The organism is Marinococcus luteus (genome assembly GCF_900106595.1).
GTDB lineage: Bacteria > Bacillota > Bacilli > Bacillales > Marinococcaceae > Marinococcus > Marinococcus luteus.
On record NZ_FNNC01000001.1, the window covers coordinates 782,651 to 806,384 of the forward strand.

Here is a 23,734-nt window from a genome sequence, read left to right on the forward strand (position 1 = left end):
TTAGTATATGGTAAAATCAGGTATTACCAGCACTGATACAGTTAAACCATATATGCTGGAGGTGTAACCCATGACGTTTATAGCGCAGTACGGCTTCTTTTTCGCTATGTTAATTATTATTGGCGCAATAATATTTTTCAGCTACCTATTGCCGAAAACAGAGAGATTTGTGCATGTTTTGACTGCTTTATTGGTATTGGGAGGAATAGGGATTATAATTTATAGTTTTCTGGGTCCAGATGATCCCTTTACAGGAATTGCTTTAGCTGTTCTAGCATTTTTTATCTGGTTAGGTACGGGATTGGGCTGGATAGGAATTTTCATCCATCAAGCAATGCAAGAACGAAAATCCTATTGATTAAAGCTCATCCTTTAACTCTTATTTTCGTTCGATTTTTTCCCCAGTAATAGAGAAATATTGCAGAAGCTATACTTCCCAGTACGTAAAAAATACTCATCCATGCTTCTCCCCTTGTTCAACAAAATTGTTTCCAGGGCATAACAGTTCGCCTTATTAATTTATCAATTGCAGTAACAATGCTCCTACAAGCATGCCAATAAGGAAATACGCCAGAAACCGTATGTACTTATTTTTCATTTTCAGCTGCCTCCCCATAATTATGATTTAGTGGTTCTATAAAAAAGCTCTCATTGCCCGATACTTTCTTCTTTTTTCTTTCTCTGGTTTATCCAAATAATAATTGTTGATATAAGCAACACAGCTAGCATCCCATTAAAAAGCCAGAAGGGTATAGTAATAACTCCTGTAAAGTCCAATCCGATCAAAATAAGAAAAACAATACAAAACGCCTGGTGGCATAATGTCATAACCTTCATTTTTATCTTCTCCCTGTCACGTAATGAATCCTTTAATTCTTTTCCCTGCTCATCAAGCCTATGTATTTTTACGTTCGAGCGGTCTATTACAGCTGCCACAATAAATAACAGAACAGCTAATGTAGCTATATTCGTGATAACCACTCACCTGATCTCCTTTCCCATAAAAACCATACGGGAGACTCCCGGGGCCCATCTTCATGCACCGTAGATAAATGAGCAAATAACGGACGCTGCAAAAGATCATCTAAAAGTTCTTCCGGAGCGCTGGGGGGTGAGGCATCACGTAAGATTTTCATCAGAGCGTTCCTTTCTTTATCAGGGCATTCTTCATGAAGAAAACAGTGCGTTTCACCCTGCTTATTTATTCCTTTAGCCACCAATGCTTTTCAGGCTTTCCCATTCTCTTCTTAATATTCCCATTTTGATCGAGTCATAGTAGCTACCCTGCCAGTATCTCGCCTCCCGAATACGAGCCTCTTCCTTCATCCCTAATTTTTTAGCGACCTGCACCATGCGTTCGTTCGCTGACCAGGTGGTCATGCCTAAGCGGTGAAGATCCGTGTAGTGAAATAAATAATCAATCCATAAGTGGTAGGCCTCTGTCCCGTAACCACCGTTCCAATAGGCAGGATCGTAAATGACAATACCTGTTTCCATCCAGTATGTATCAGCATCCACCCAGTAAGATCCTGTATAACCAATCGCCTGGTGATCAGCGATAACAGCCAATGCCGAAGGGGTACCGGGAAAAATTTCTGCCTGCCACTGCTCTTGATAGGCGGAAAAGGAAATGGTATCTTCCGCGATATACGGCGCATTCCATTTTTTTGCTTCCTGATGCTCGTCGATGTACTTCCATTCGTACAGCTGCTTCATGTCAGTCTCGCTAGCTTGTCTTAAAAATACTTTGTTACCATCCAGTTCACTCATTCCCTGCTCCTTTTGATCTTTCGAAAAAATTCTTCTATGATACAGCTACATCAAAACTGGTCACATAAACCGCACGGCCGGTAATACTCACATCAACATTATCCTGATGCTTTGCGACCTGTACGTGAACCCTCCCATCTTTATTCATCTCCTGCCCCTGCTCTATGGTAAGCTGCAGAGGCGAACGAAAGCTTTCATCAATATATGCTGCCCAATAAGCTCCCATAACCCCGGAGGCTGTGCCTGTGACAGGGTCTTCCACTGTCCCCGAGTACGGGGAGGAAAAATGCCTCGCATGCATATCAGCTGCTTTATCATAAGTCTCCAGGCAAAACGGATGAATAGAAGCTTTAGGCATTTTCGTAAGCACGGCTGGAAACGCTGAATTATCAGGCCTCATCTTTTTAAAGCTTTCTATGTGAGAAACCGGCACCAGCAGCGTCCACGTGCCGGTATTTCCATAGACGATGGGCAGATCAGTGTGAATATCATTTTCCTCTATCCCCATCGAAGCGGCCAGAGAAGCCCGGGATCCATGAAACATTTTAAATTTTGGCGGCGCCTGGGTCATCGTAATTGTGTACTGTTGATTTGCAGACGTTTGTATCCTGACCGTTAGTATACCAGCCCTCGTTTCTACCGTGATACGTTCTTTTTCACCAAGCAACCCTTTGCTTTTTAATGAATAAACAGAAGCCAGCGTGGCATGGCCGCACAAATTCATTTCGTGGCCCGGTGTGAAAAAACGCAGTCGTATATCTGCTGATTCGGAAGGTAATATAAAGGCCGTTTCATTGAACCCAACCTGATATGCCGCTTTCTGCATCTCTGCTTCTGTCATGTGGTCTCCGTCAAAAACGACACCTGCTGGATTCCCTTTATGCGGCACCTCACTAAACGCCTCATAATGATGAACACGGATTTTCTGCATTTTTTCGCACTCCCTCAATTAGTAACAACTGCATTTTAATAATCGCCTGTTTTACTATACCTTCCCTTATGATACTTTTTTACAATAAATGGTGAAAGAGAGAAAAACTTTTCCCTTTTTACTCCTCAAATAAAAAAGAATAAAAGGAGATCTTTTCATGATCGGACACATCCATCATATCGAGCTTTATGTATCCGACCTCGAACGGTCGAAGGCCTTTTGGCAGTGGCTGCTGGAAGACCTAGGCTATCACCTCTATCAGCAATGGCCGGAGGGGATCAGCTTCAAATTAGATGCCTCCTACATCGTATTTGTACAGACGGAGGAGCATTTTTTGGATGTTACTTATCACCGGCGCCGGACGGGGTTGAACCATATTGCTTTTCATGCCCGGTCGAAATCTCATGTGGATCAAATGACCGGGAAGCTGCGGGCAGCGGACGTTCCCATTCTTTATGAAGACCTGCACCCCTTTGCCGGAGGTAACGAGCACTACGCGGTCTATTTTGAAGATCCTGACCGTATTAAAGTAGAGCTCGTGGCTCCTTCAGAATAGTTAACCGAGACAGACACATTTCATAAAATAGTAAATACATCTGTAAAAAAATATCGCTGGCAGTTTGGCTCTCTTTTTTCTTATCCGCGCTCTCATATTCAAAAAAGCCTCTATGTGTGGGAACATAGGGGCTCGGAGCCGGTTTTGAACAATTTTTCATAGAGCGTTTCTTGTTATCTTTTTTATCCCTTGTCTATAAATATGGATTCCCGTATTTTTCAGAGTATTTATAAAAGCCATGTCTATACATATACATGGTCTTTTCAATCTCTTCCGCCGTGTCAAAATTAATCATGTGCAAAATCAATTCGGTAAATTCTATAGGTGCCGTTCCATTTGCAGTCACCAGGTTTTTATCTTTCACAGCCTGCTCTTCCATAAATTCAACATCCGGCTGATAGTTTTCATAGTTCTGCCAGAAGTAAACCGAGTTGCCGGTATGCTTGAAATGATTTAAAAACCCATTCCTCGCTAAATAATCCACCGCCCCGCATATGGCACCGACTGGAATGTTTTTATTGAGCGTTTTGTCCACTAAATGAAAAATGTCTTCACTTTCAATGTCCCACGTGTTGCCGCCTATTAATACCAGCAAATCAAAATCCGGATGGTTGTTGATTTTATAATCCACCGCTGTTTTAAAGCCTCCAATGGATGTAACGTGATCGTGCAGAGAAATTGTACTAACCGCCCACTCCTTGCCTTCGTTCAGCGTTGCTGACAAATAAGCGGCTTCCCAGTCAGCGTACTCATCTAAAAGCAGAAATAATGCTCGTTTCACAGTAAATCCCCTCCTAAAATTAAAATCATCTAATTACTGGAAATCTTTAATGATCCAAATGCCTAATAAGCCGCGCCGGGTTTCCACCCACCAGCGTCCGGGCAGAAACATCCTTTGTGACGACCGCGCCGGAAGCGATCACTGCGCCGTCTTCAATGCGAATACCGGGATTAATAATGGCTCCTCCCCCAATCCACACATTATGTCCGATCGTCACAGGTGAGCCGTATTCATGGAGCGTCGCGCGGGCGGCCTCCTCCATCGGGTGATTTACGGTATATATGTGCACTCCCGGCCCCAGCATCACCCCGTCACCGAACGTGATGGGCGCCTCATCGAGCATGACGCAGTTGACATTGGCGAAAAACTGGGCGCCGAGGTGAATATTATAGCCGTAGTCACACCAGAACGGCGGACTGATACGGGCTTCTTCTCCCATCGTTCCCACGATTTCCTGTAATAGCTGATTGCTTCTTTCCTTCTCCCGGACACTGATGGAATTGTATTCTTCAAGCAGCAGCTTCGCCTGCATCCGCTCCGCTGCGAGCTCAGGATCATGAGGCAGAAACAGCTCTCCGTTCAGCATTTTTTCCTTCTCACTTTTCATTCAGTCACCTCTTTTATTTTCGCTTCTTGAGCAGTCAATGTTTCTATACGCCCACTATACCACTGTTCGTTTAACCCGGGAGATTTGTTTTGCATAATGTTCCAGAAATTGCTTTTCTTTTTTAACACAGTTGTATTAAAAAATGATATACTGGCTTTAATTTCTAAACCACGGGGTGTGCTATGCCAAAACTCATTGACCACGAAAAGAAAAAAGAGCAGATTGTTGAATATACGTGGCAGTCCATCGTAAACAGCGGTGCGAAAGGCGCGACGGTAAGAAACATCGCAAAGCTCGCGGAAATGACGCCGGGCCAGATCCGCTACTACTATCCCACCCACAGCTCGCTGCTGAATGCGGTCATGGAAAAAGTAAATCATAAAGTTGCCCAGAGAATCCGGGAGATTTTCGGACAAAAAAATTTAACCGAAAAGGAACGGGTCATCCAGGCAATACTCGCAGTCCTCCCTTTAGACGATGACCGCTACGCGGATATGGAGGTGTGGATGGCTTTTCAGTACGAAATCCATGAAGCAGGCACCAATTCCATGGGAGACGAGATACGTCTGCTCATTCAAAAATCCTTACAGCACTTAAACGAAAAACAGATGCTTCAGGAGGATTTGCCTGTGGAGCTCACTGTAATGCGTGCTCACGCCCTCATTGACGGACTTGCCCTGCATAAATTGTTAACCCCCGACCGCATAGATAATGAAAACGCCATGAAACTGATTCGTGACGAAGTTCATTCCTGGCTTCAGGAGGAGTATAGATGAATCTCATACTGCTGCTGATTATTGGGATCGAAATAGCCTTCTGGATTGTTATTGCCGCCGGATTAATCGTTCGCTACGTGTTTCAAATGCCCAGACTGGGATTGTTCTTTCTCGCCTTAACGCCTGTACTGGACCTGGTGCTGCTGATTGCGGCCAGTGTGGATCTTATGCGCGGGGCGCTCGCTACCACGGCTCATGCCATTGCTGCCATTTATATTGCGGTCTCTATTGTTTTTGGAAAACAGATGATCCGCTGGACCGACGAACGGTTCAGGTATTATATTATGAGGCAGGGCAATAAACCATCCAAACTTTACGGCTATGCCTACTCCCGAAAATACTTTAAGGACTGGCTCAAACACGTATTGGCGTATGTCCTGGGAACGGGACTGCTGTGGATAGTTATTTTTCTCGTAAATAACGCAGACAGAACTGAAGCATTGAGCAGCATTATTAAACTGTGGTCTCTCGTCGTAGGGATCGATTTAGCTCTCTCCATTACGTACTTTATATGGTCGAGCGAGGCGAAATATAAAGAAAAAATTCATGAATAACACGCCCGGAAGATTTTTTATAAAGATTTATACTTAAATATTGTCGTGGCATAGCCGATCACAGAAGCGGTAAGAAACAGCATATGATAGCCAAGTTGCTTTATTGTTTTTTCTTTCTGATTTTTTCTGCCGTGTCATTTAAAAATTCATCTATATTATATTCTTTGTAATCGTCACGAATTTCAGCGATAACCATGCTTTTCGCTTCCTGTTCTGTTTTTCCTTCCTTCATTAAATCCAGCAACTTAACATTATAAGCACTCTTGTACTCTTCTTCACCTCCGGAAATATTTTCAGCATCCCCGCCCCATATAATACCGACAATTTCTTCTAAAAACTCCCCATATTCCATATCGCTCCCCCTTTTCGAATAATGTTTTATGATTTAATTATACTTTACCCTTTCAAATGTAAGTTGAAGAAATTTTCAGAAAATAAAAAAGAAGAATTTTCTTTCCTGTTCGTCTTTTTATTATTAAATGGTGCCTTTGGTCTTTTGATGAGAGCATTAAAAGGGAATAACAGTATTACCACTACGAAAAACGGAATATCAGTATGCTTTTCGGTATAGCCATACGCACAGGAAATGGGTTCTTTAATCTGGAGGTGCAACTGATGAAATTTCTTTATTTTATTATGATTTTCATTATTATATTAATTCTCGGAAAATGGCGTTTTAACTATTTTACAAATAAAGAAATCGCTTCTCTGGCCGCTGCCAGTGAAAATGATCCAGCTATGCCGGTAACACAGCAAAGAATCGAAGCTCTACCTCTCCCTGTAGCGAGGTGGCTCACAACTACCGGGATGGCAGGCAAACATGAAATACAGTCGGTGCGGTTAAAACAAACGGGATTAATGAAATTGAAGCCTTCCCAGAAAAACTGGTATCAATCAAATGCGGAACAATATATCACAGTCAATGAACCAGCGTTTCTATGGAAGGCGGAAATAAAAATGCTTCCCTTCCTCAAAGTAGTCGGAAGAGATCTTTTTAAGCATGGCAGAGGGCACATGACCATTAAAATAGCTTCGCTTATTCCAATCGTGGATATCGCTGATAATGAAAAAATAAATCAGTCTACCATGCAAAGGTATTTGCTTGAGCTCCCCTGGTATCCTTCCGCTGCGCTCAGTCCGTACATTCAATGGAAACAGCTCGATGAATTTTCTGCCGAAGCCACGATGGATTATAACGGCGTTTCGGGGTCCGCCACTTATCAGTTTAGCGCTGAAGGAAGTGTAGAAAAAATCAGCGCTCTGCGATATAAAGATAGCAGTAAAGATGCAAAACTTCTGGAATGTGTCGGAGAAGTTGTAGAAAGTTCCAGGATTGAAGGAATAGAGATTCCTACAGCGTTAACTGTTTCATGGATGCTGGAAGAAGGCAGATTCACATGGTACAAAGTAAAGGTGGAAGATATTAAATTTAATGAATAACCATGAATAAAGCAAAGGGCTGCCTCTATTTTTATAAAGAGACAGCCCTTTCGTGTTCACGATTTAAAGACATGCTTTACCATAAGCACCCAGAACGGGATAACAATGATGAGAAGTAAAACAATAGCAACCGCTGATAATAGATTGGAAATGAAAGAGTTTTGAACAATCATTAAATAGATATTAAAAAAAATAACAGCCGTGAGAAAAATTCCTCCAATGACTGAACCAGTATTCATCGTTTGTTTCAATTAAACACCCCCAACTATAGAAAAGAACGAACCCTCGCCAGGTTCGTTTTATCCATTATGAAAAATTCCAGGAAATTCAGCAGCGGTACAGCGATGTTATGTTCTATTCTTACTCATTATAGCATTTGCCAAGCCTTTGATTAAGAAATAACTATTGAGGATACCGAAGTTTACAATGAAATATGTCTTTATATAAGTGAAACACTTGATTGATTATTTTCTTTTCCGGCGATTTCCTACTTCGACCAATGTGTGAGTAACGTAAAATAATCCAATACCAACAAAAATAATAATGAATACATTTACTACAATACTCCATAAACCATTTACCGGGAGATACGAAAACAGCCAGGCCATCGGGAGCAAAAAGATAAGATCATATGTATTAATTTGAGCAAAAGTATGTTCAAGGGTTTCCTGTTTCTTATCTCTCATATTTGCCCCCCTGCTTTAGCTTAATCGTTTTTAACTTTGAAACACGGCTGCTGACTTCGGACATCTATGTCCTTATTGAATCCGGCGGTCCTTTCCTGAAATTCATCGCTCGCAGCAAGCCGCTTAAAATCGTTCGTGGTTTGCTCGTAAATACGAACAAAATCGCCGCGCAGAAATGAATTTCCAAACTCCTGTGGCTGTATTAGATGATCCGGAAATGTAGACGTCATGACATCTTTCATGACTAATCATATATTTCTTATTCCTTCATCATATCAGGAGTCAGTAACATAAGGAATATTATGGATGTTATTTGTTTCGAATTAGAAAGTTTATTTTCCTGGTTTTGATTTGAAGTTCTTTTAGAAACCAATACTAGCCGTGGTTCGACAACAGGCAGGTCTATTTTTGTATGAAATTTTAAAACAAAAAGAGTCCTTAGACATTTATCTAAGAACCCTTATTAACTGCTTCAATTTATTTTTTTATACGCAGTCTTACCATATTCCAGGACATGCGTGGCAGCTCTGCCTGCAACTGCTTTTCTTCGAGCACAGCATTTCCTCCGCTGTGCGGTGCTACTTCTTCCTTGTCTTTCGTGTTCACCGCTTTTGGATCATCATGTTCGAGCACGACATGCTCCACTACCTCCGCCTGTTCAAATGAACGCAGGTCATATGAAATGGACAATGTTTCTTCTAAATGCCTGTTGGTCATAAAAAGCACCAACTCGTTTCGTTCTTCATTTAGTACAACGGCGCTATCTAAATAAGGAACATCTGTAAACTCTCTGGAATCGTATTTATCCGAATGAATAATCGGCTGCAGCGCTTTTCCCCGTCCGTAGACCGACAAATAATAATACGGATAATAAATCGTCTGCTTCCACGCCCGGCCCTGATTTTCAGTCATAATTGGGGCTATCACGTTTACCAGCTGTGCCATGCAGGCAATTTTCACCCGGTCGGCGTGGTTAATCAGCGTATGAACCATATTGGCAACCAGCAGGGCGTCTTCGAAATTATAAACATCTTCCAGCTGCGGCGGCGCCTCCTGCCAGGACTCCAGTTTTTTATCCGCTTCGGTGGAATGAAACCATACGTTCCATTCATCAAAGCTGAGATTGATCGTTTTTTTGCTTCGTTTTTTGACTTTGATGTAATCGCACGTTGAGATCACCGTACGAATGAATTGGTCCATATCTAACGACTTAGCCAAAAAATTAGCCGTATCGTTATCGTGATTCCCATAATATTGGTGAAGCGAAACGTGATCGGCAAATTCATAAGTGTGCGAAAGCGTTGTTGCTTCCCATTCCGGGAAGGTTGGCATCGCGGCGCTTGAGCTTCCACAACTCACCAGCTCAATTGATGGGTCCACGGTTTTCATCGCCTTGGCTGTTTCATAAGCGATCCGCCCATACTCTTCAGCTGTTTTACCGCCGATCTGCCAGGGGCCATCCATCTCATTGCCAAGGCACCATGTTTTAATATTGTGCGGTTGCTCATAGCCATGGGTTTTCCGCAGATCACTATAGTACGTACCACCAGGGTGATTGCAGTATTCCAGCAGATTTCTTGCAGCATCGATGCCTCTTGTGCCAAGGTTTACAGCCATCATAACATCGGTCCCGGCTTTTGCCGCCCAGTCAGCGAATTCATTTGTTCCCACTTCATTTGTCTCTATGGTGCTCCAGGCAAGCTCGAGCCGTCTCGGCCGTTCGCTTCTCGGTCCCACGCCGTCTTCCCAATTATACGCAGAAACCATGTTTCCTCCTGGATAGCGAACGATGGGAACCTGCAGATCCTTAACCAGCTGCATCACATCCTGGCGAAAGCCATGTTCGTCTGCCTGCTCATGCCCCGGCTCATAAATGCCGCCATACACAGCCCGTCCCAGATGCTCAATGAAAGACCCGTAAATACGCTCATCCACCTTGGAAATAACGAAATCCTTATCGACAATAACTGAAGCTTTAGGTTGTTTTTTCACCATATTCTGTACGCTCCTTGATTATGCTGTAATTCGTAAATTCCTGCTCTCGTACACTTTTTTCTTCCAGCCGCTGGTACAGATTTTTCGTAATAAATACGGTTGCTAATGATGAAAGACTGCCGTAGAAAAAGAGAAAAAATGCCGGCAGCGTTAATGCTCCGTAGACTAAAGCAAAATGGACTGCTATTAATGAAACAGTAATATGCATTTTTGTTATTCCAATAATCAAAGCGTTTTTAAAGTAAGTTAAAAGACTGGTTTGAAAGCTTGAATATAAAGCAAACAAATGCACTGTCAGTGAACTGTACACTACTAAAATAACGATGTAGAAAAATATCGTTAATGCGTTTGCGGAAAAGCCGTTATTCAGTGCCACATAGTTAACCAGAATAAGCACGGCGCCTCCCAGCCACAGGAAACCAAGCATGTTTGCCTGGACAAAATCCCGCCTGTAGAACTGAATGAATTTTTTTCCTACTTTTACCTCCCTGCTGTTTAAGAGCTCCTTTGATACACTAAGCGCTGCTGTAAAAGCCGGAAAAATACCAAACGCTATCAATCCGCCAAGCATTCCTGCAATCCAGCATACGTTTAATATAAATAATTTATTGATCCACACGAAAATCATATTTAATTTTTCTAATGGGAGCTTTTTCATACATTTTCCTCCCCCTGGAGTAATCAGCCTTTAACACCGCCGACAGTAAGTCCGGATATGAAGAACCTTTGAAAGAATAGAAACAGAATGACAATAGGAACGATCGTCAGAACTGATCCGGAAAATAAGAGCTCATAGTTATTGCCATACGGAGTAAGTAATGTGGCCAAGCCCACCGGAAGCGTGAACATTTCATTCGACCTTAATACCAACAGCGGCCACAAAAAGTTATTCCAGCTGGTAAGCCCCTGTAAAATAGCCATTGCCGCAAATGATGGACCCATGAGCGGGGCCATTATTTTGAAAAAGATACCGTACTCTGTGCATCCATCAATCCTTGCCGACTCCATTAATTCCTTAGGAAGTCCCAGACAGTATTGTCTAAAGAAAAACACTGCCACTGGAGCGACAATCAAAGGAAGCATGACGGCAAAGTAGGTGTCCACCAGGCTTAAACCGATCATCATCTGGTAAAGGGGAAGCATCAAAATTTCGAATGGCACCATAAGTACAAACAATACAAGCAAAAAGATAACTCTCGAGCCTTTAAAATTGTACATCGCGAGCGCGTATCCCACCATGGAGGAAAAGAATAGCGATAATACAATTAAGCCTCCGCTAACAATGAGACTGTTCATATACCACTGCCAATAGCTGGCCCCTTCCTCAGAAAATACAGCCAGGTAATTACCAAGATCCAGGGTAGCCGGATCGAAGAAAAAGGAAAGGCCCTGCCTCATTAATTCTGATGAGGGCCGCATGGAAGCTACAATTAATGACACTACCGGGGTGAGAGCAATTACGGTTATTACTGCAAACAACGCAGTTAATAAAATTGACACCCATTTTTTATTATTTTTGCCCATTATTCTCTAATCCTCCTTTTTGAAGGCGCCAAAGAATTTCAATTGGAGCATACTTACAACAAATATGATCAGCATCAGCACAACTCCGATAGCTGCGCCAAATCCCATATCATTTTGTTGAATGCCTTCTCGGTAAATATATCCTACAATGGTTAAGCCAATATTGCCGGGAGAGCTGTTTTCCCAGAATACAAAGCTTTCTTCAAACATCCGGAAGCCGTTAATGATCGTAATTGTAGCTACGAATATGATAACAGGCTTTAAAGCCGGCATCGTAACGAATAAAAACTTCTGCCAGGCGCTCGCCCCGTCAATATCAGCCGCTTCATATAACTCTTCCGAAACGTTCTGCAGACCAGCAAGAAAGTATAATATGTTCACACCAATCCAGCGCCATGAAGCAAGCAGCACCATTAAAAACATCCCTGTGCCTGCTCCGTACCTCCACTGCACTGGTTCCATACCAACAAGACCGAGCAATTCGTTTACAAAGGAGTTTTCCGACTCCCCAAACATCATCCGGAAAATAATACCTGCGACGATAACCGAAGTAAGGGCCGGTATAAAAAGTGAAGCCCTAAAGAAATTTTTAAAATAAAGGGATTTACTGTTTAAAAATACCGAAAGCACAATCGGAATCATCACTAATATAATGACCGTAAAAAACACGTAGGTTGCTGTATTTCCCAGTGCCTGAAAAAAAGTCGGGTTCAAAATCCGCTGGTAATTATGAGTTCCTATAAAGGTAGTCTGGCCGGGAAGAACCTGCTGAAAACTCATAACGATCGCCTGAATCATTGGATACAAGTACAGTACCAGAAAAGATACAATGAAAGGCGATACAAAAACATAAGGAGCAACCTTTCTTGAATTCAGAAAATGCAGAATACCTTTTAAGGAAAAAGTCTTTTTATTGGCCATTGTTTCTGAACGTTCCATTTTCGGCTCCTTTCCGTTAAATAATGATAGAAGGAGGGCAAAAGCCCCCCGTCCTATTCTTCTGTCTGCCCGCTTCTTACTGCTTCTTCAGCCTGCTTCAATGCTTCTTCCGGATCCTGATTCTGCTGCCTGACAGCGCTATTCAGCACATTCGTGTGAATTTCGGACTGCACATCCGGTAGATCCGGTGTAATATTCAACGCTTCGATTTCTCCATTTAAGTCCAGAAGAGTATCAAAAATATCATCATCAAAGTAGTCGTAGTAAGGGTTAGGTTCATCCATAGCTTCATCATCCCAAACGGTGTACATTGGTGGGTCAAAACCTAATTCCTGCCATAGTGCAATATTTCCTTCTTCAGACAATTTCGCATAGGCTAAAAATTCCTTAGCCAGCTCCGGCTCTTCCGTCTGATTCGTCACTACTGTACCTGTACCACCCATTCCAGCTGTGCGGTTTCCGCCTTCTTCCCATACCGGTAATGGACGAATTTCCATTTTCCCTTCGAGGTCAGGCATATAATCAATAAACCGACCCATGTACCAGGTTGGCATCATTAACGAAGCGGCTCCTCCGTCATTCATGTAGCCATAGTATTCTTCAGAGTGATGAAATCCGCCTGGTGTCACTTCTGCTACTTCATCTTCATTCACCATGTCGCTCAGGAATTGAAGGGTATCAACGTTAGTATCATCCGCCAGGGTCAGATCGCCTTCGTCATTGAAGTAATCAGAGCCTCTTTGGCTGATTAAAGGCCAGAAGCTGAAATGCTCATCCACCTCTACGGTAGTCATCATAGAGTCTGTATTTTCTACCACCTGTTCTCCTGCTTCTACGTAGTCATCCCACGTGACAATTTCATCTATATCCACGCCGGCCTCTTCCATAATGTCCGTATTATAGTACATTACTGTAGCGCCAACATGGTAAGGCATGCCGTAATAATTATCATCCTTGGAATAAATATCAAAGCGCTCTTCCACCATATCGTCGAGCACTGGCTCTACGTGTTCGTTCATTGATTCTAACTGAACGTCACCTTCGAGGAAGTTGGCAAAATAACTAATTTCTATGTCCGCCATGTCAGGAGCTCCAGATCCCGACTGGAGAGAAAGAAGCAAATTATTGTTCATCTGCTCGATAGGATAAACCTCAGCCTGCAATTTAATCGGCCGGTCTTCATACTCCTCGTTCCATCTCTCTACTGCATCTTCATAAATACCGATATGTTGTTCGTTGAATGTCCAAAAAGTTAATTCAGTAGCATCCTCACTATCTTCGCCGATTACTTCCACTTCATCTGCTTCGCCTTCTCCTCCTTCTTCACTTCCTTCACTACCGCTTCCGTCGCCACTCCCACCACCACAACCTGCTAAGTAAACCAACGACAGCATTGCACCACCAAAAATCGACCAATGTTTCATAATTCTCCCCCTCATCTGTTTTCCTAACTTATACGTACAAGTTATTTTTTATTTAACCATACGGGTGTATCTTTTGCAAGCGCTTTCCATATATTTATTTCAATATTAAGATAGCAAATGCCGGTAAATACTGACATAACAATTTTCCTTCAGTTGTACGCATGTGTATGATACGATAAAAAGAAAAAGAGGTGCATGATGGTCTCAAAATATAAACAATTAAAACAGCACATCCAATCCAAAATTTTGGACGGCAGCTTCCGTCCGCATCAAAAAATTCTATCCGAATACGAATATGTAAAGAACTTTGAGGTAAGCAGACATACGGTACGCCAGGCTATCGGTGAGCTTGTGAGCGAGGGATGGCTGTACCGGGAGCACGGCGTGGGAACATTTTGTGCAGACCGCTCTAAATTTTCTTCCCCCTCCACCCGTAAAAATGTAGCCATTATCACTACGTACATTTCAGATTACATTTTCCCCTATATTATCCGCGGAGCTGAACGGTATTTAAGCGATAAAGGCTATAATGTTATTCTCATGAGTACCAATAACGATTTTGATAAAGAAAAACAGGCACTCGAAAATATTCTTACCCAGCAGGTTGATGGTCTGATTATTGAGCCGACGCGCAGCGCTCAGGCTAATCCCAATCTAAATTACTATCTGAATCTCGAAAATGCCGGTATTCCATACGTCATGATGAACGCGTATTATGAAGAGCTTGAACCGCTGAGTTTAACCTTAAACGACCAGGAAGCCGGCTTTCGGAATGCGGAGCATTTAATCCAGTTGGGCCACCGGCGAATTATAGGGTTATTTAAAACTGATGATATGCAGGGCGTGCAGCGGATGAAAGGTTTCCTTAAAGCTCATCGGCATTACGGCTGTCCGGTAGATCCATCCCTACTGATCACGTATTCCACCGACGAAAAGTATTCCAAGGCTGCACAGTCTGTTGAGCAGATTTTAAGGGATCAGACTGACGGGCCTACCGGTCTTGTAACCTATAATGATGAACTCCTGCTGCAGCTTCTTGACGTGCTCCGTGACAAAAACCTGCAGGTTCCTGAGGATATTTCTGTTGTAAGCTTCGATGATTCCCATTTCACCCAAATCTCCGAAGTGAAATTCTCTTCCATCGTACATCCCAAAGAACGTATGGGAGAGGACGCAGCCAAATATGTAACTACTCTCATTGAACAGCCGGGTGCTGCTCTTTCCTCTATTGTATATGAGCCGCATTTTGTCGACCGCCATTCGACGCGAAGCCTCCAATTCACACCAGCGTTAGAAACAGAATAATTATTAAATGCAGACAGGCGAAAAGCTGAACTGTATTCAAAAAAGGAAGCTGCCTCTTTTATTACTGGGCAGCTTCCTTTTTCGTCTGGTTACAAGTCGTAATTCCAGTATATATTATTGTAAAGCACAGTAATTCCAGCCTTCCCCGGGCTTTCAGACCGTTTATTTTTCAAAGCGATAGGCTTTCTTGGCAGGCTCCCATATTGTTTCGATTTCTTCTAAAGATTTATTTTTTGTTTCAGGCACTATGGTCATCACAAAAACAAAACAAATAACGTTAATAACCGCAAACATCCAGAACGTAAACGCGCCTCCGGCGTTGTTGATGAGCACAGGCGTGAACTGCCCTATCGCCCAGTTGGCTCCCCATAAAAACATGGTCGCAATTCCGACCGCTTTTGCGCGCATATGGTTTGGAAAAATTTCCGGAATCATTATCCATGGAATTGGCCCCATTGATATACAAAAAGCTGCTGTAAAACCCATGATAAAAAGCAGCGCCCATATTCCATTGCCTACATCGAAATAGAAAACGCTTCCAATAAGCACCATAAATATTGCCATCAAACTCGATCCTACGCCCATCAAACGTTTTCTTCCTGCTTTGTCGATTAATAAAATAGCAACCACTGTAAATATTACCTGCACGGTCCCTATTAAACTCGTAGCCAGAAATTCAGTATTGTTCTCAAATCCGACCAGCCGGAAAATTGTGGGTCCGTAATAAGTTACAGCGTTCATTCCGATAACCTGATTAAATAAAGCCAGAAAAATACCGACTGCCATGGCTTTCCGAAGTCCCGGCTTTAACAACTCTCTAACCGATGTGCTTGATTCGCTTCGAAGAGAGGTTTGAATAGCTTCCAGTTCCAGTTCAGCGGTGCGCGTGTTATTGATTTTTTCCAATGTGTGGAACGCTTCTGTATGCTTTTGCTTTTTCACTAAATACCTGGGGCTTTCAGGGATAAAGATAAGCATGATAAAGAAGAGAACTCCTGGCACTACTCCGTATCCGAGCATCCACCTCCAGCCTGTTTCCACTCCCCATCCATAGCTGCCGGAGTTTGCCACAGCAAGATTAATATAAAACGTAGCGGAGATACCAATGATAGTGAACAGCTGATACATAGAAGCCAGCCGGCCGCGTATAGCAGGCGGGGCACATTCAGCAATATACGTAACTGACAAAGCAGAGGCAAAGCCAATGCCGAGGCCGCCCAGGACTCTTGCGAGAATAAGGGAAGTAACACTCATAGCGAGCGCAGACCACAAGGCGGAAACAGCAAAGAGAATTCCCGACAGCATTAAAATCTTTTTCCTTCCAAAACGATCACTTAAGTAGCCGGACAGGCCAACCCCTACAACTCCTCCTACCATAACGCTTGAAATAATAAATCCTTCCATAGCCGGACTTAAATTATAAAGCTCCTGCAAAAAGCCTATGGCACCTGAAATCACTGCGGTATCAAAGCCATACAAAAACCCTGCCATTCCTGCTGCGGAAGCTATCAACAACACATACCAGACTGACTGCTTCTCTTTCATGATGTTCAATGTCTCCTTTCAATAATTGGAAATGATAACGATCACAAGAAAATTACCATATGTTCGTACAAGTTTCAATAACATGGGTTATATTTACATTTAATGCATACAAGCTTGCTTTCAATAAAAAACTATCGACAATTTTTTGCACCACTTTTTCTAATTATGTTGTTTAAAAAGGATAGAAAGCGGTTGCAAGAATCTTCGTTTCATGGTTAAATGAACTTAACTTATACGTACAAGTTGTGTTTTATTTGTTTGTAAACGTCATTAAAGCAATAAAACAGAAATGAGAGATTCATTCGAATTACTAAAATTGCTTTTAAAAGGAATGAGTCAAAATGAAGCAGTCAGACATGAAACAAGCCATTACTCAAGGAGAAACGTCACTAGGAATTGAATTGGGCTCCACGCGTATTAAAGCAGTACTGATGAACAACAATTTTGAAACAATCGCAGCCGGCAGTTATGAATGGGAAAACCAAATGAATGACGGGTTTTGGACGTACCATCAGGCAGACATTATTGTTGGTTTGCAGCAGGCCTACGCAAACATGAAATCCGAAGTGGAAAGCGCGTACGGGGCCACCCTCCGCACCATTGGTTCGATCGGGATTTCAGCTATGATGCACGGCTATATGCCATTTGATCATAACGGTGAGCTGCTCGTCCCCTTCCGGACGTGGCGTAATAACACTACCAGCGCTGCGGCCAGCGAATTGACAGGCATGTTTCAGTACAATATCCCGGAACGCTGGAGTATCGCCCACCTTTATCAGGCCATACTCGATGAAGAAAAACATATACCGCGTATTCAGCTGATTACGACTTTAAGCGGATACATCCACTGGCTGCTGACCGGAAAACAGGTAATTGGGGCTGGAGATGCTTCGGGAATGTTTCCAATCGACGAAACTACTCAAAATTACAACGACTTCATGCTCGAGCAGTTCGACAGCCTCATCAAAGAAAAAAATTATTCCTGGAAAGTAAAGGACATTCTTCCCGAAGTTCTTACGGCCGGTGAACAGGCAGGCACCATAACCAATGAGGGCATCAGAATTCTGGACAAATCACAAAACCTGGAGCCGGGGATTCCGTGCTGTCCGCCGGAGGGTGATGCCGGAACCGGTATGGTGGCTACGAACAGTGTGAAAAAACGGATCGGAAACGTTTCTGTAGGAACATCTGTTTTTGCGATGATTGTACTGGATCAAAAAATCTCTGACACTCATCCCGAAATTGATTTAGTTACTACACCAAATGGAAATCCTGTTGCCATGGTGCATGCGAATAACTGCTCAAGTGATTTGAATGCCTGGCTCGGTTTGTTCCGGGAATTTTCAGAAGCTGTGGGCCAAAAACTTAATTCTAATGAATTATTTGAAGTGATGCTGCAAAAAGCTCTCGAAGCAGAACCCGATGGCGGCGGCCTGCTCAGCTATGGTTATTTCTCCGGTGAAAATATTACAGGGCTCGAAAACGGACGACCGCTGTTTGTCCGCTCTCCGGAAAGTAATTTCAATTTAGCTAACTTCATGCGGACGCACCTTTTCTCTGCTTTCGGTGCCCTAAAAATTGGCATGGATATTTTAACAGACAAAGAACAGGTGGCGATTGATAATATCTTCGCTCATGGTGGCTTATTCAAAACTCCAGTAGTTGGACAGCGTATAGTTGCTGCTGCAATGAATACCCCTGTCTCAGTCATGAATACGGCTGGAGAAGGCGGGGCCTGGGGAATAGCTGTGCTTGCCTCTTATATGAACAACAAAGGCCCGGATGAGACACTGGAAGAATTTTTGGATAATAAAGTTTTTAAAGACATCGAAACCCGGGAAATTCATCCTGACCGTGCTGATGTGGAGGGTTTTGAAGTCTTTATGGAACGTTATAAGAAAGGGCTCATCATCGAACAGACGGCGGTTGATCATTTAACGACAGCCAATGCAATCGGCGAACAAGTCAAAGTAAATTAAACTTTTAATAAGAAAAGAGGATACTTATGCCCGCTATCGAAAAAAAAGAATTCTGGTTTATCGTCGGTTCACAGCAGCTTTACGGAGCAGAAGCGCTGAAGGAAGTAAAGGCTCATGCCCAGCATATAACTGATGCATTAAACGAGAGCGGTATTTTACCTTACCCGCTTGTTCTACAGGAATTAGCAATCAATACCGATGAGATTACACGCACCATGAAAGAAGTAAACTATCGTGATGAGGTCGCCGGCGTCATCACGTGGATGCACACCTTCTCCCCTGCGAAAATGTGGATTCGCGGAACGAAAATACTGCAAAAACCACTGCTTCATCTAGCTACCCAATTTAATGAAAGCATCCCCTGGGAAACAATCGACATGGACTTCATGAACCTGAATCAATCAGCCCACGGGGACCGCGAATATGGCTTTATCAATGCCCGTTTAAATAAGCAGAACAAAGTGGTCGCAGGTCACTGGGAGCATGCCGGCATCCAGGAGGAAATTGCCCAATGGATGAACACGGCTGCAGCCTATAACGAGAGCTTCAACATTAAGGTTGCCCGTTTCGGCGATAACATGCGTAATGTAGGCGTTACGGAAGGCGATAAAATTGAAGCACAGATTCAGTTCGGATGGGTTGTCGATTACTACGGGATTGGAGACCTTGTGGAGTACGTCAATCGTGTTACAGACGAGGAGGTTGAGGCACTCCTTTCGGAATACGGAGACCTTTATGAATTTGAGTACGGCACCTATACAGAAGAAAAATGGAAAGACAGTGTAAAAGTACAGGCCGGCTATGAAATTGCTATTAAACGCTTCCTGGACGATGGAAGCTACAATGCTTTCACGACCAACTTTGAAGATTTACATGGAATGAAGCAGCTGCCCGGCCTGGCAGTTCAACGCTTAATGGCCCAAGGATACGGCTTTGCTGCTGAAGGGGACTGGAAAACGGCTGCTCTTGACCGTTTGATGAAGGTGATGAGTCATAACGAAGCAACAGGTTTTATGGAAGATTACATCTATGAGCTGTCGACTGGAAAGGAAGCTATTCTTCAATCACATATGCTTGAAGTGGATCCCACGCTGGCAAACCACAAACCAAAAATCGTAGTATCTCCATTAGACATTGGAAATAAAGAAGACCCTGCACGCTTAGTTTTTGATGGTAAAGCCGGAGACGGGGTCGTGGTTTCCATGGCGGATTTTGGAACACATTACAAGCTTCTGATTAATGAGGTTTCGGCATTTGAACCGCCTGTGCCTGCACCGAACCTTCCGGTAGCTCGTATACTCTGGAGCGTTAAACCAAACCTCCAGGATGGGATAAAAGCCTGGATAGAAAATGGAGGCGGCCACCACACCGTCGTTTCATTAAATGTAACCACAGATCAGATTATAAATTATGCGAAGCTGGTAGGTCTGGAGTACGTCGTTATCAATTAATGTATTTCAGCTTAAGCTATTAATCATTTAAGGAGTGGGCTTTATGGAGAACTTGAAAAACCCTATTGTCTTACAAAGAGCGGACCCATTTGTTTATAAGCATCATGACGGGTTTTATTATTTTACCGGCTCGCACCCTTCCTACGACCGGATTATTTTGCGGCGCGCTGAGCATTTGAATGATCTGTATGACGCAGAAGAACATGCAATCTGGCATAAACACAGCAACGGCCCGCAGAGCCACTTAATCTGGGCGCCTGAAATTCACCGGGTAAACGGGAAATGGTATATCTATTATGCCGCTGCTCCTGACGACAATATTGACGATAATACCTTTAATCACCGAATGTTTGTAATTGAAAATGAAGCAGACAACCCCCTCGAGGGCGAATGGAAAGAAAAAGGTGAAATAGATACAGGATGGAGCACATTCGCGCTTGATGCCACCACCTTTGAGCATAATGGCATTCAATATTACGTATGGGCTCAGCAGGATATAAATGTAACGGGCCATTCAAATATTTATATTGCTGAGATGGAGAACCCATGGACTTTGGCAACTCCCCCCGTTTTGCTGACTAAACCTGAACTGCCCTGGGAAATTAAAGGCTTTTGGGTCAATGAAGGACCCTCCGTTTTGATTAGAAACGAAAAGGTTTTTATTACGTATTCAGCAAGTGCCACCGGCATCGATTACTGCATGGGCCTACTGACAAGTGATGCCAAGGCAGATTTATTGAATCCAAATTCCTGGACGAAAAGCTCAGAACCAGTTTTTGAAAGCTATTCACCAAATAAACAATACGGGCCGGGACACAATTGCTTTACCGTGTCCGAAGATGGCAGCAGCGATATTCTGGTTTATCACGCCCGTAATTATACTGAAATCGTTGGAGATCCCCTCTATGACCCGAATCGTCATGCACGTGCCCAGGAAATCACGTGGGATGAAAACGATAATCCGGTGTTTGGCATTCCTGTTTCAGATGAACGGTGGACACCAGACACGACAACAATTTTAACAACAGAAAATTCAAGTGAATAATTTCCTGAACATACATGTACGTACATTGAAGGAGGTTTCCCATTGCTGGAACTATTGAAGCAGCAGGTGTGCAGCGCAAACCAGGGACTCGTTGATCATGACCTCGTTACTTTTACCTGGGGGAATGTCAGTGGCTTTGACCCCAAAACAAAATTATTGGCCATCAAGCCTTCCGGGGTGCCTTATGAAGAGCTCTCCCCCGGGGATATTGTATTGGTGGATTTAAAAGGAAACGTTGTGGAAGGCGATTTAAAGCCCTCCTCTGATACGCCTACTCATATCGAGCTGTATAAAGCTTTTCCTGGCGTCCGGGGTATTGTTCATACGCATTCTGACTGGGGCACGGCCTGGGCACAGGCCGGTAAAAGCATTCCATGCTCCGGGACGACCCAGGCGGATTACTTTTACGGGGATATCCCCTGTACACGTCAACTAACAAAAGAAGAAGTGCAGAATGGTTATGAAAAAGAGACCGGGTCGGTCATTATAGAAGCAATGCAGGGAAAAAGCCCTGCGGAAGTCCCGGGAGTCGTTGTTCACGGGCATGCACCATTTGCCTGGGGCGGTTCTCCCGAAGATGCCCTTCATAATGCCGTGGTGCTTGAGAAGGTCGCAAAAATGACCTTTCTGTCCTACCAGCTTTCGGGTGAGCTTCTCTTGGATAACCATGTGCTGCAAAAGCATTATGAAAGAAAGCACGGAGAAAATGCTTATTACGGGCAGTCTAAATAAATAATTTCTACTTTGAACGGGCAAGCCATAATTTAAACAGGCTTGCCCGTTTTTTGTTTAAACATCTGAAGAGATTACATACCTCTTACCTTATAATTATTTTTCACGTGATAAATTAACTTACTTCATATACCAGTTTAACGCATTCGAATACAAAATTTTATCGGCTGCTTTTGCATCAAACAAATTTTGAACCAGTTCAATATCTTCATACTTGAAAGGCCTGGGGGCTCTTGTCGATGGCAGGTCTGTGCCAAACATCAGAGCCTCTGGGTTCGCGTCATTAATAGACGTTAAAGCATTCGCGACATTTAGTTCCACGCGCCCAAAGCCGGTGGCTTTCACCCTGAGGCCTTTATCCACTAATTTCAAAAGACGAGGAAGACCTTCCTCTGACAGTCCCAAATGATCGATGGATACAGCAGGTAAATTTTCAATAATAGAGGCCAATTCCGGCAGCCCTTTGGCATCCATATAAAGTTCGCTGTGCCACCCTGCTGTCTCATACACTCTCCGGGCCAGGTAATCGAGCCTGGAAATGTCTTCGAATCCGCCCCGCCGGATATTAAACCGCAGCGCTCTCACACCGTGGTCGTGCAGCCTTAAAATTTCTTCATCACTGACACTGAACGGCAGCTGCGTCACTCCGCAAAACGCCGGCCCCAGTTGTTGAAGGGCTTTTATTAAATACCCCTGGTCAAATCTCTGAAACGAACCCGATACAACTGCCCCGCCCCGGACATTATACTCAGCTGTGTCCTTCTGATAATCGTTTGCAATGTACTCCGGGGGCGTGTAGTCCTGATTTTCAGAAACGGGAAAGTCAAAATCAATAATGTGGAAGTGCGCATCAAACATCCTCATATATATCCCCCCTTCCCTTCATTATAATCATACCCTGATACAGCTTGTCTGATCAAAAACCCTTCCAAATGTGCGCCCCTTCTCTTCTCACAAATAGTCATAAATATAAGATTAATATGTAATATATTTTTGACATAATGTTAAAAATATATTACCATAAACCTAAGGAGGTCATAGATGAATGAATGAACTCGGTGAATTAACTAATCAACTGTCGGTATTCCGGGCCAAAGAAGGCTATTCCCAGGCAGAGGTTGCAAAGAGAATTGGTGTGAGCCGCCAGACTATTATTTCCTTAGAAAAAAACAAATACAGCCCTTCCCTCAAATTGGCATTTGAACTGGCATACCTGTTTGATACGGGCATTGAAGATATTTTTCAATACAATCTGAAAGGAGAGGATTAGCATGGAATGGTTTTTCTACCCGTATTTAGTCGTTGTCATATTCTCTATCATCGTATGGCTTCGTTTTCAACACGGTGAAGAAGGCAAGGATGAACGCGGCCGTGAAATTATTAACCGCTCGTATTCGATTATTTTCCCTATGTTTCTCGTCGGCTGGGTTGTAGTCAGATTGATCGAGGACTTCATCGTTCCACTGGACGGAGATGCGTGGCGGGACGCCATGTGGTATTTGATTACCGGGATTATGATTCTTCACTCCGTGCTTATCTTTATCTTCAGGAAAATTTATTAACAAATAGACAATGCTATTAATTATCTTAATTTTCAAACCTTTTCCTGAAGTATGTACTTTATGTTTACACCGCAATATCATCTGCCACATCGCCTGAAAAAATAGCGGTGTGGCCTTCGTTCAGATGAAAAT

Annotated in this window: 26 protein-coding genes; 12 read left to right on the forward strand and 14 right to left on the reverse strand. The window is 43.2% G+C overall.

The window, feature by feature from the left end:
- The first annotated feature begins 70 nt into the window (after window positions 1-70).
- A complete protein-coding gene (locus BLV22_RS03860) occupies window positions 71-358 on the forward strand; it encodes a hypothetical protein (protein WP_091611513.1) in 288 nt (95 codons plus the stop codon).
- Window positions 359-648: 290 nt separating this feature from the next.
- Here BLV22_RS03860 and BLV22_RS03865 read toward each other — a convergent pair whose 3' ends face one another.
- From BLV22_RS03865 to BLV22_RS03880, 3 genes are all read right to left on the reverse strand, one after another.
- Window positions 649-981, reverse strand: a complete 333-nt coding sequence (locus tag BLV22_RS03865; protein ID WP_091611517.1) for a hypothetical protein — start codon at window positions 979-981, stop codon at window positions 649-651.
- Between the two features lie 228 nt (window positions 982-1,209).
- Window positions 1,210-1,770 carry a GNAT family N-acetyltransferase gene (locus tag BLV22_RS03875; protein ID WP_091611523.1) on the reverse strand — a complete coding sequence of 187 codons (561 nt, stop codon included), beginning with the start codon at window positions 1,768-1,770 and terminating at the stop codon, window positions 1,210-1,212.
- A gap of 34 nt (window positions 1,771-1,804) precedes the next feature.
- Window positions 1,805-2,701 carry a PhzF family phenazine biosynthesis protein gene (locus BLV22_RS03880; protein WP_091611525.1) on the reverse strand — a complete coding sequence of 299 codons (897 nt, stop codon included), beginning with the start codon at window positions 2,699-2,701 and terminating at the stop codon, window positions 1,805-1,807.
- A gap of 157 nt (window positions 2,702-2,858) precedes the next feature.
- Between BLV22_RS03880 and BLV22_RS03885 the strand changes: the two genes are divergently transcribed.
- Window positions 2,859-3,257 carry a VOC family protein gene (locus BLV22_RS03885; protein ID WP_091611527.1) on the forward strand — a complete coding sequence of 133 codons (399 nt, stop codon included), beginning with the start codon at window positions 2,859-2,861 and terminating at the stop codon, window positions 3,255-3,257.
- Window positions 3,258-3,450: 193 nt separating this feature from the next.
- Here BLV22_RS03885 and BLV22_RS03890 read toward each other — a convergent pair whose 3' ends face one another.
- Together BLV22_RS03890 and BLV22_RS03895 are read right to left on the reverse strand one after the other, a co-directional pair.
- The gene (locus BLV22_RS03890; RefSeq protein WP_091611530.1) at window positions 3,451-4,038 is read right to left on the reverse strand and encodes a type 1 glutamine amidotransferase family protein; all 588 of its coding nucleotides are present in this window, start codon (window positions 4,036-4,038) and stop codon (window positions 3,451-3,453) included.
- A 46-nt stretch (window positions 4,039-4,084) separates the two neighbouring features.
- Complete coding sequence (locus BLV22_RS03895; RefSeq protein ID WP_091611532.1) at window positions 4,085-4,645, reverse strand: sugar O-acetyltransferase; 561 nt, start codon at window positions 4,643-4,645, stop codon at window positions 4,085-4,087.
- Between the two features lie 182 nt (window positions 4,646-4,827).
- Between BLV22_RS03895 and BLV22_RS03900 the strand changes: the two genes are divergently transcribed.
- Window positions 4,828-5,421, forward strand: coding sequence for a TetR/AcrR family transcriptional regulator (locus tag BLV22_RS03900; RefSeq protein WP_091611535.1), 594 nt, complete (start codon window positions 4,828-4,830; stop codon window positions 5,419-5,421).
- Complete coding sequence (locus tag BLV22_RS03905) at window positions 5,418-5,975, forward strand: hypothetical protein (RefSeq protein WP_091611538.1); 558 nt, start codon at window positions 5,418-5,420, stop codon at window positions 5,973-5,975. Before BLV22_RS03900 ends, BLV22_RS03905 begins: the two co-directional genes overlap by 4 nt.
- A 100-nt stretch (window positions 5,976-6,075) precedes the next feature.
- Here BLV22_RS03905 and BLV22_RS03910 read toward each other — a convergent pair whose 3' ends face one another.
- The gene (locus BLV22_RS03910) at window positions 6,076-6,327 is read right to left on the reverse strand and encodes a hypothetical protein (protein ID WP_091611540.1); all 252 of its coding nucleotides are present in this window, start codon (window positions 6,325-6,327) and stop codon (window positions 6,076-6,078) included.
- Between the two features lie 263 nt (window positions 6,328-6,590).
- Between BLV22_RS03910 and BLV22_RS03915 the strand changes: the two genes are divergently transcribed.
- The gene (locus BLV22_RS03915) at window positions 6,591-7,415 is read left to right on the forward strand and encodes a DUF6920 family protein (RefSeq protein WP_091611543.1); all 825 of its coding nucleotides are present in this window, start codon (window positions 6,591-6,593) and stop codon (window positions 7,413-7,415) included.
- A 464-nt stretch (window positions 7,416-7,879) separates the two neighbouring features.
- Here BLV22_RS03915 and BLV22_RS03925 read toward each other — a convergent pair whose 3' ends face one another.
- The 6 genes from BLV22_RS03925 to BLV22_RS03955 all read right to left on the reverse strand — a co-directional run bounded on the left by BLV22_RS03925 (window position 7,880) and on the right by BLV22_RS03955 (window position 13,983).
- Complete coding sequence (locus BLV22_RS03925) at window positions 7,880-8,101, reverse strand: DUF6007 family protein (protein WP_091611548.1); 222 nt, start codon at window positions 8,099-8,101, stop codon at window positions 7,880-7,882.
- A gap of 477 nt (window positions 8,102-8,578) precedes the next feature.
- Entirely contained in the window at window positions 8,579-10,096 is a 1,518-nt protein-coding gene (arfA, locus tag BLV22_RS03935; protein ID WP_091611554.1) for an arabinosylfuranosidase ArfA, read from the reverse strand.
- A complete protein-coding gene (locus BLV22_RS03940) occupies window positions 10,077-10,754 on the reverse strand; it encodes a YesL family protein (RefSeq protein WP_091611557.1) in 678 nt (225 codons plus the stop codon). The genes arfA and BLV22_RS03940 overlap by 20 nt, the downstream gene beginning before the upstream one ends.
- A 23-nt stretch (window positions 10,755-10,777) precedes the next feature.
- Entirely contained in the window at window positions 10,778-11,620 is an 843-nt protein-coding gene (locus BLV22_RS03945; protein WP_091611559.1) for a carbohydrate ABC transporter permease, read from the reverse strand.
- A 6-nt stretch (window positions 11,621-11,626) separates the two neighbouring features.
- Complete coding sequence (locus BLV22_RS03950) at window positions 11,627-12,541, reverse strand: carbohydrate ABC transporter permease (protein ID WP_091612281.1); 915 nt, start codon at window positions 12,539-12,541, stop codon at window positions 11,627-11,629.
- Between the two features lie 71 nt (window positions 12,542-12,612).
- On the reverse strand, window positions 12,613-13,983 hold the full coding sequence (locus BLV22_RS03955) for an ABC transporter substrate-binding protein (RefSeq protein ID WP_091611560.1): 1,371 nt from the start codon (window positions 13,981-13,983) through the stop codon (window positions 12,613-12,615).
- Between the two features lie 195 nt (window positions 13,984-14,178).
- On the opposite strand from BLV22_RS03955, the gene BLV22_RS03960 reads away from it, so the two are divergent.
- Window positions 14,179-15,288, forward strand: a complete 1,110-nt coding sequence (locus BLV22_RS03960; RefSeq protein ID WP_342706664.1) for a GntR family transcriptional regulator — start codon at window positions 14,179-14,181, stop codon at window positions 15,286-15,288.
- Between the two features lie 162 nt (window positions 15,289-15,450).
- On the opposite strand, the gene BLV22_RS03965 is transcribed toward BLV22_RS03960, so the two are convergent.
- Window positions 15,451-16,842 carry a sugar porter family MFS transporter gene (locus BLV22_RS03965; RefSeq protein WP_342706665.1) on the reverse strand — a complete coding sequence of 464 codons (1,392 nt, stop codon included), beginning with the start codon at window positions 16,840-16,842 and terminating at the stop codon, window positions 15,451-15,453.
- Between the two features lie 332 nt (window positions 16,843-17,174).
- On the opposite strand from BLV22_RS03965, the gene BLV22_RS03970 reads away from it, so the two are divergent.
- The 4 genes from BLV22_RS03970 to araD are packed head-to-tail and all read left to right on the forward strand — an operon-like array spanning window position 17,175 to window position 22,040.
- Window positions 17,175-18,812 carry a xylulokinase gene (locus tag BLV22_RS03970; RefSeq protein WP_091611565.1) on the forward strand — a complete coding sequence of 546 codons (1,638 nt, stop codon included), beginning with the start codon at window positions 17,175-17,177 and terminating at the stop codon, window positions 18,810-18,812.
- 26 nt (window positions 18,813-18,838) lie between these two features.
- Window positions 18,839-20,263: an L-arabinose isomerase gene (araA, locus tag BLV22_RS03975; RefSeq protein WP_091611568.1), complete on the forward strand. Its 1,425-nt coding sequence runs from the start codon at window positions 18,839-18,841 to the stop codon at window positions 20,261-20,263.
- Window positions 20,264-20,306: 43 nt separating this feature from the next.
- Entirely contained in the window at window positions 20,307-21,308 is a 1,002-nt protein-coding gene (locus tag BLV22_RS03980) for a glycoside hydrolase family 43 protein (RefSeq protein WP_091611570.1), read from the forward strand.
- A gap of 42 nt (window positions 21,309-21,350) precedes the next feature.
- The gene (gene araD, locus BLV22_RS03985) at window positions 21,351-22,040 is read left to right on the forward strand and encodes an L-ribulose-5-phosphate 4-epimerase AraD (RefSeq protein WP_091611573.1); all 690 of its coding nucleotides are present in this window, start codon (window positions 21,351-21,353) and stop codon (window positions 22,038-22,040) included.
- Window positions 22,041-22,160: 120 nt separating this feature from the next.
- Here araD and BLV22_RS03990 read toward each other — a convergent pair whose 3' ends face one another.
- Window positions 22,161-22,904 carry an amidohydrolase family protein gene (locus BLV22_RS03990; RefSeq protein ID WP_091611576.1) on the reverse strand — a complete coding sequence of 248 codons (744 nt, stop codon included), beginning with the start codon at window positions 22,902-22,904 and terminating at the stop codon, window positions 22,161-22,163.
- Between the two features lie 181 nt (window positions 22,905-23,085).
- Here BLV22_RS03990 and BLV22_RS03995 point away from each other — a divergent pair, with 181 nt between their 5' ends.
- Both BLV22_RS03995 and BLV22_RS04000 read left to right on the forward strand, forming a co-directional pair.
- Window positions 23,086-23,310, forward strand: coding sequence for a helix-turn-helix transcriptional regulator (locus BLV22_RS03995; protein ID WP_091611579.1), 225 nt, complete (start codon window positions 23,086-23,088; stop codon window positions 23,308-23,310).
- 1 nt (window position 23,311) lies between these two features.
- A complete protein-coding gene (locus tag BLV22_RS04000) occupies window positions 23,312-23,602 on the forward strand; it encodes a hypothetical protein (RefSeq protein ID WP_091611581.1) in 291 nt (96 codons plus the stop codon).
- The last annotated feature ends 132 nt before the right edge of the window (window positions 23,603-23,734 follow it).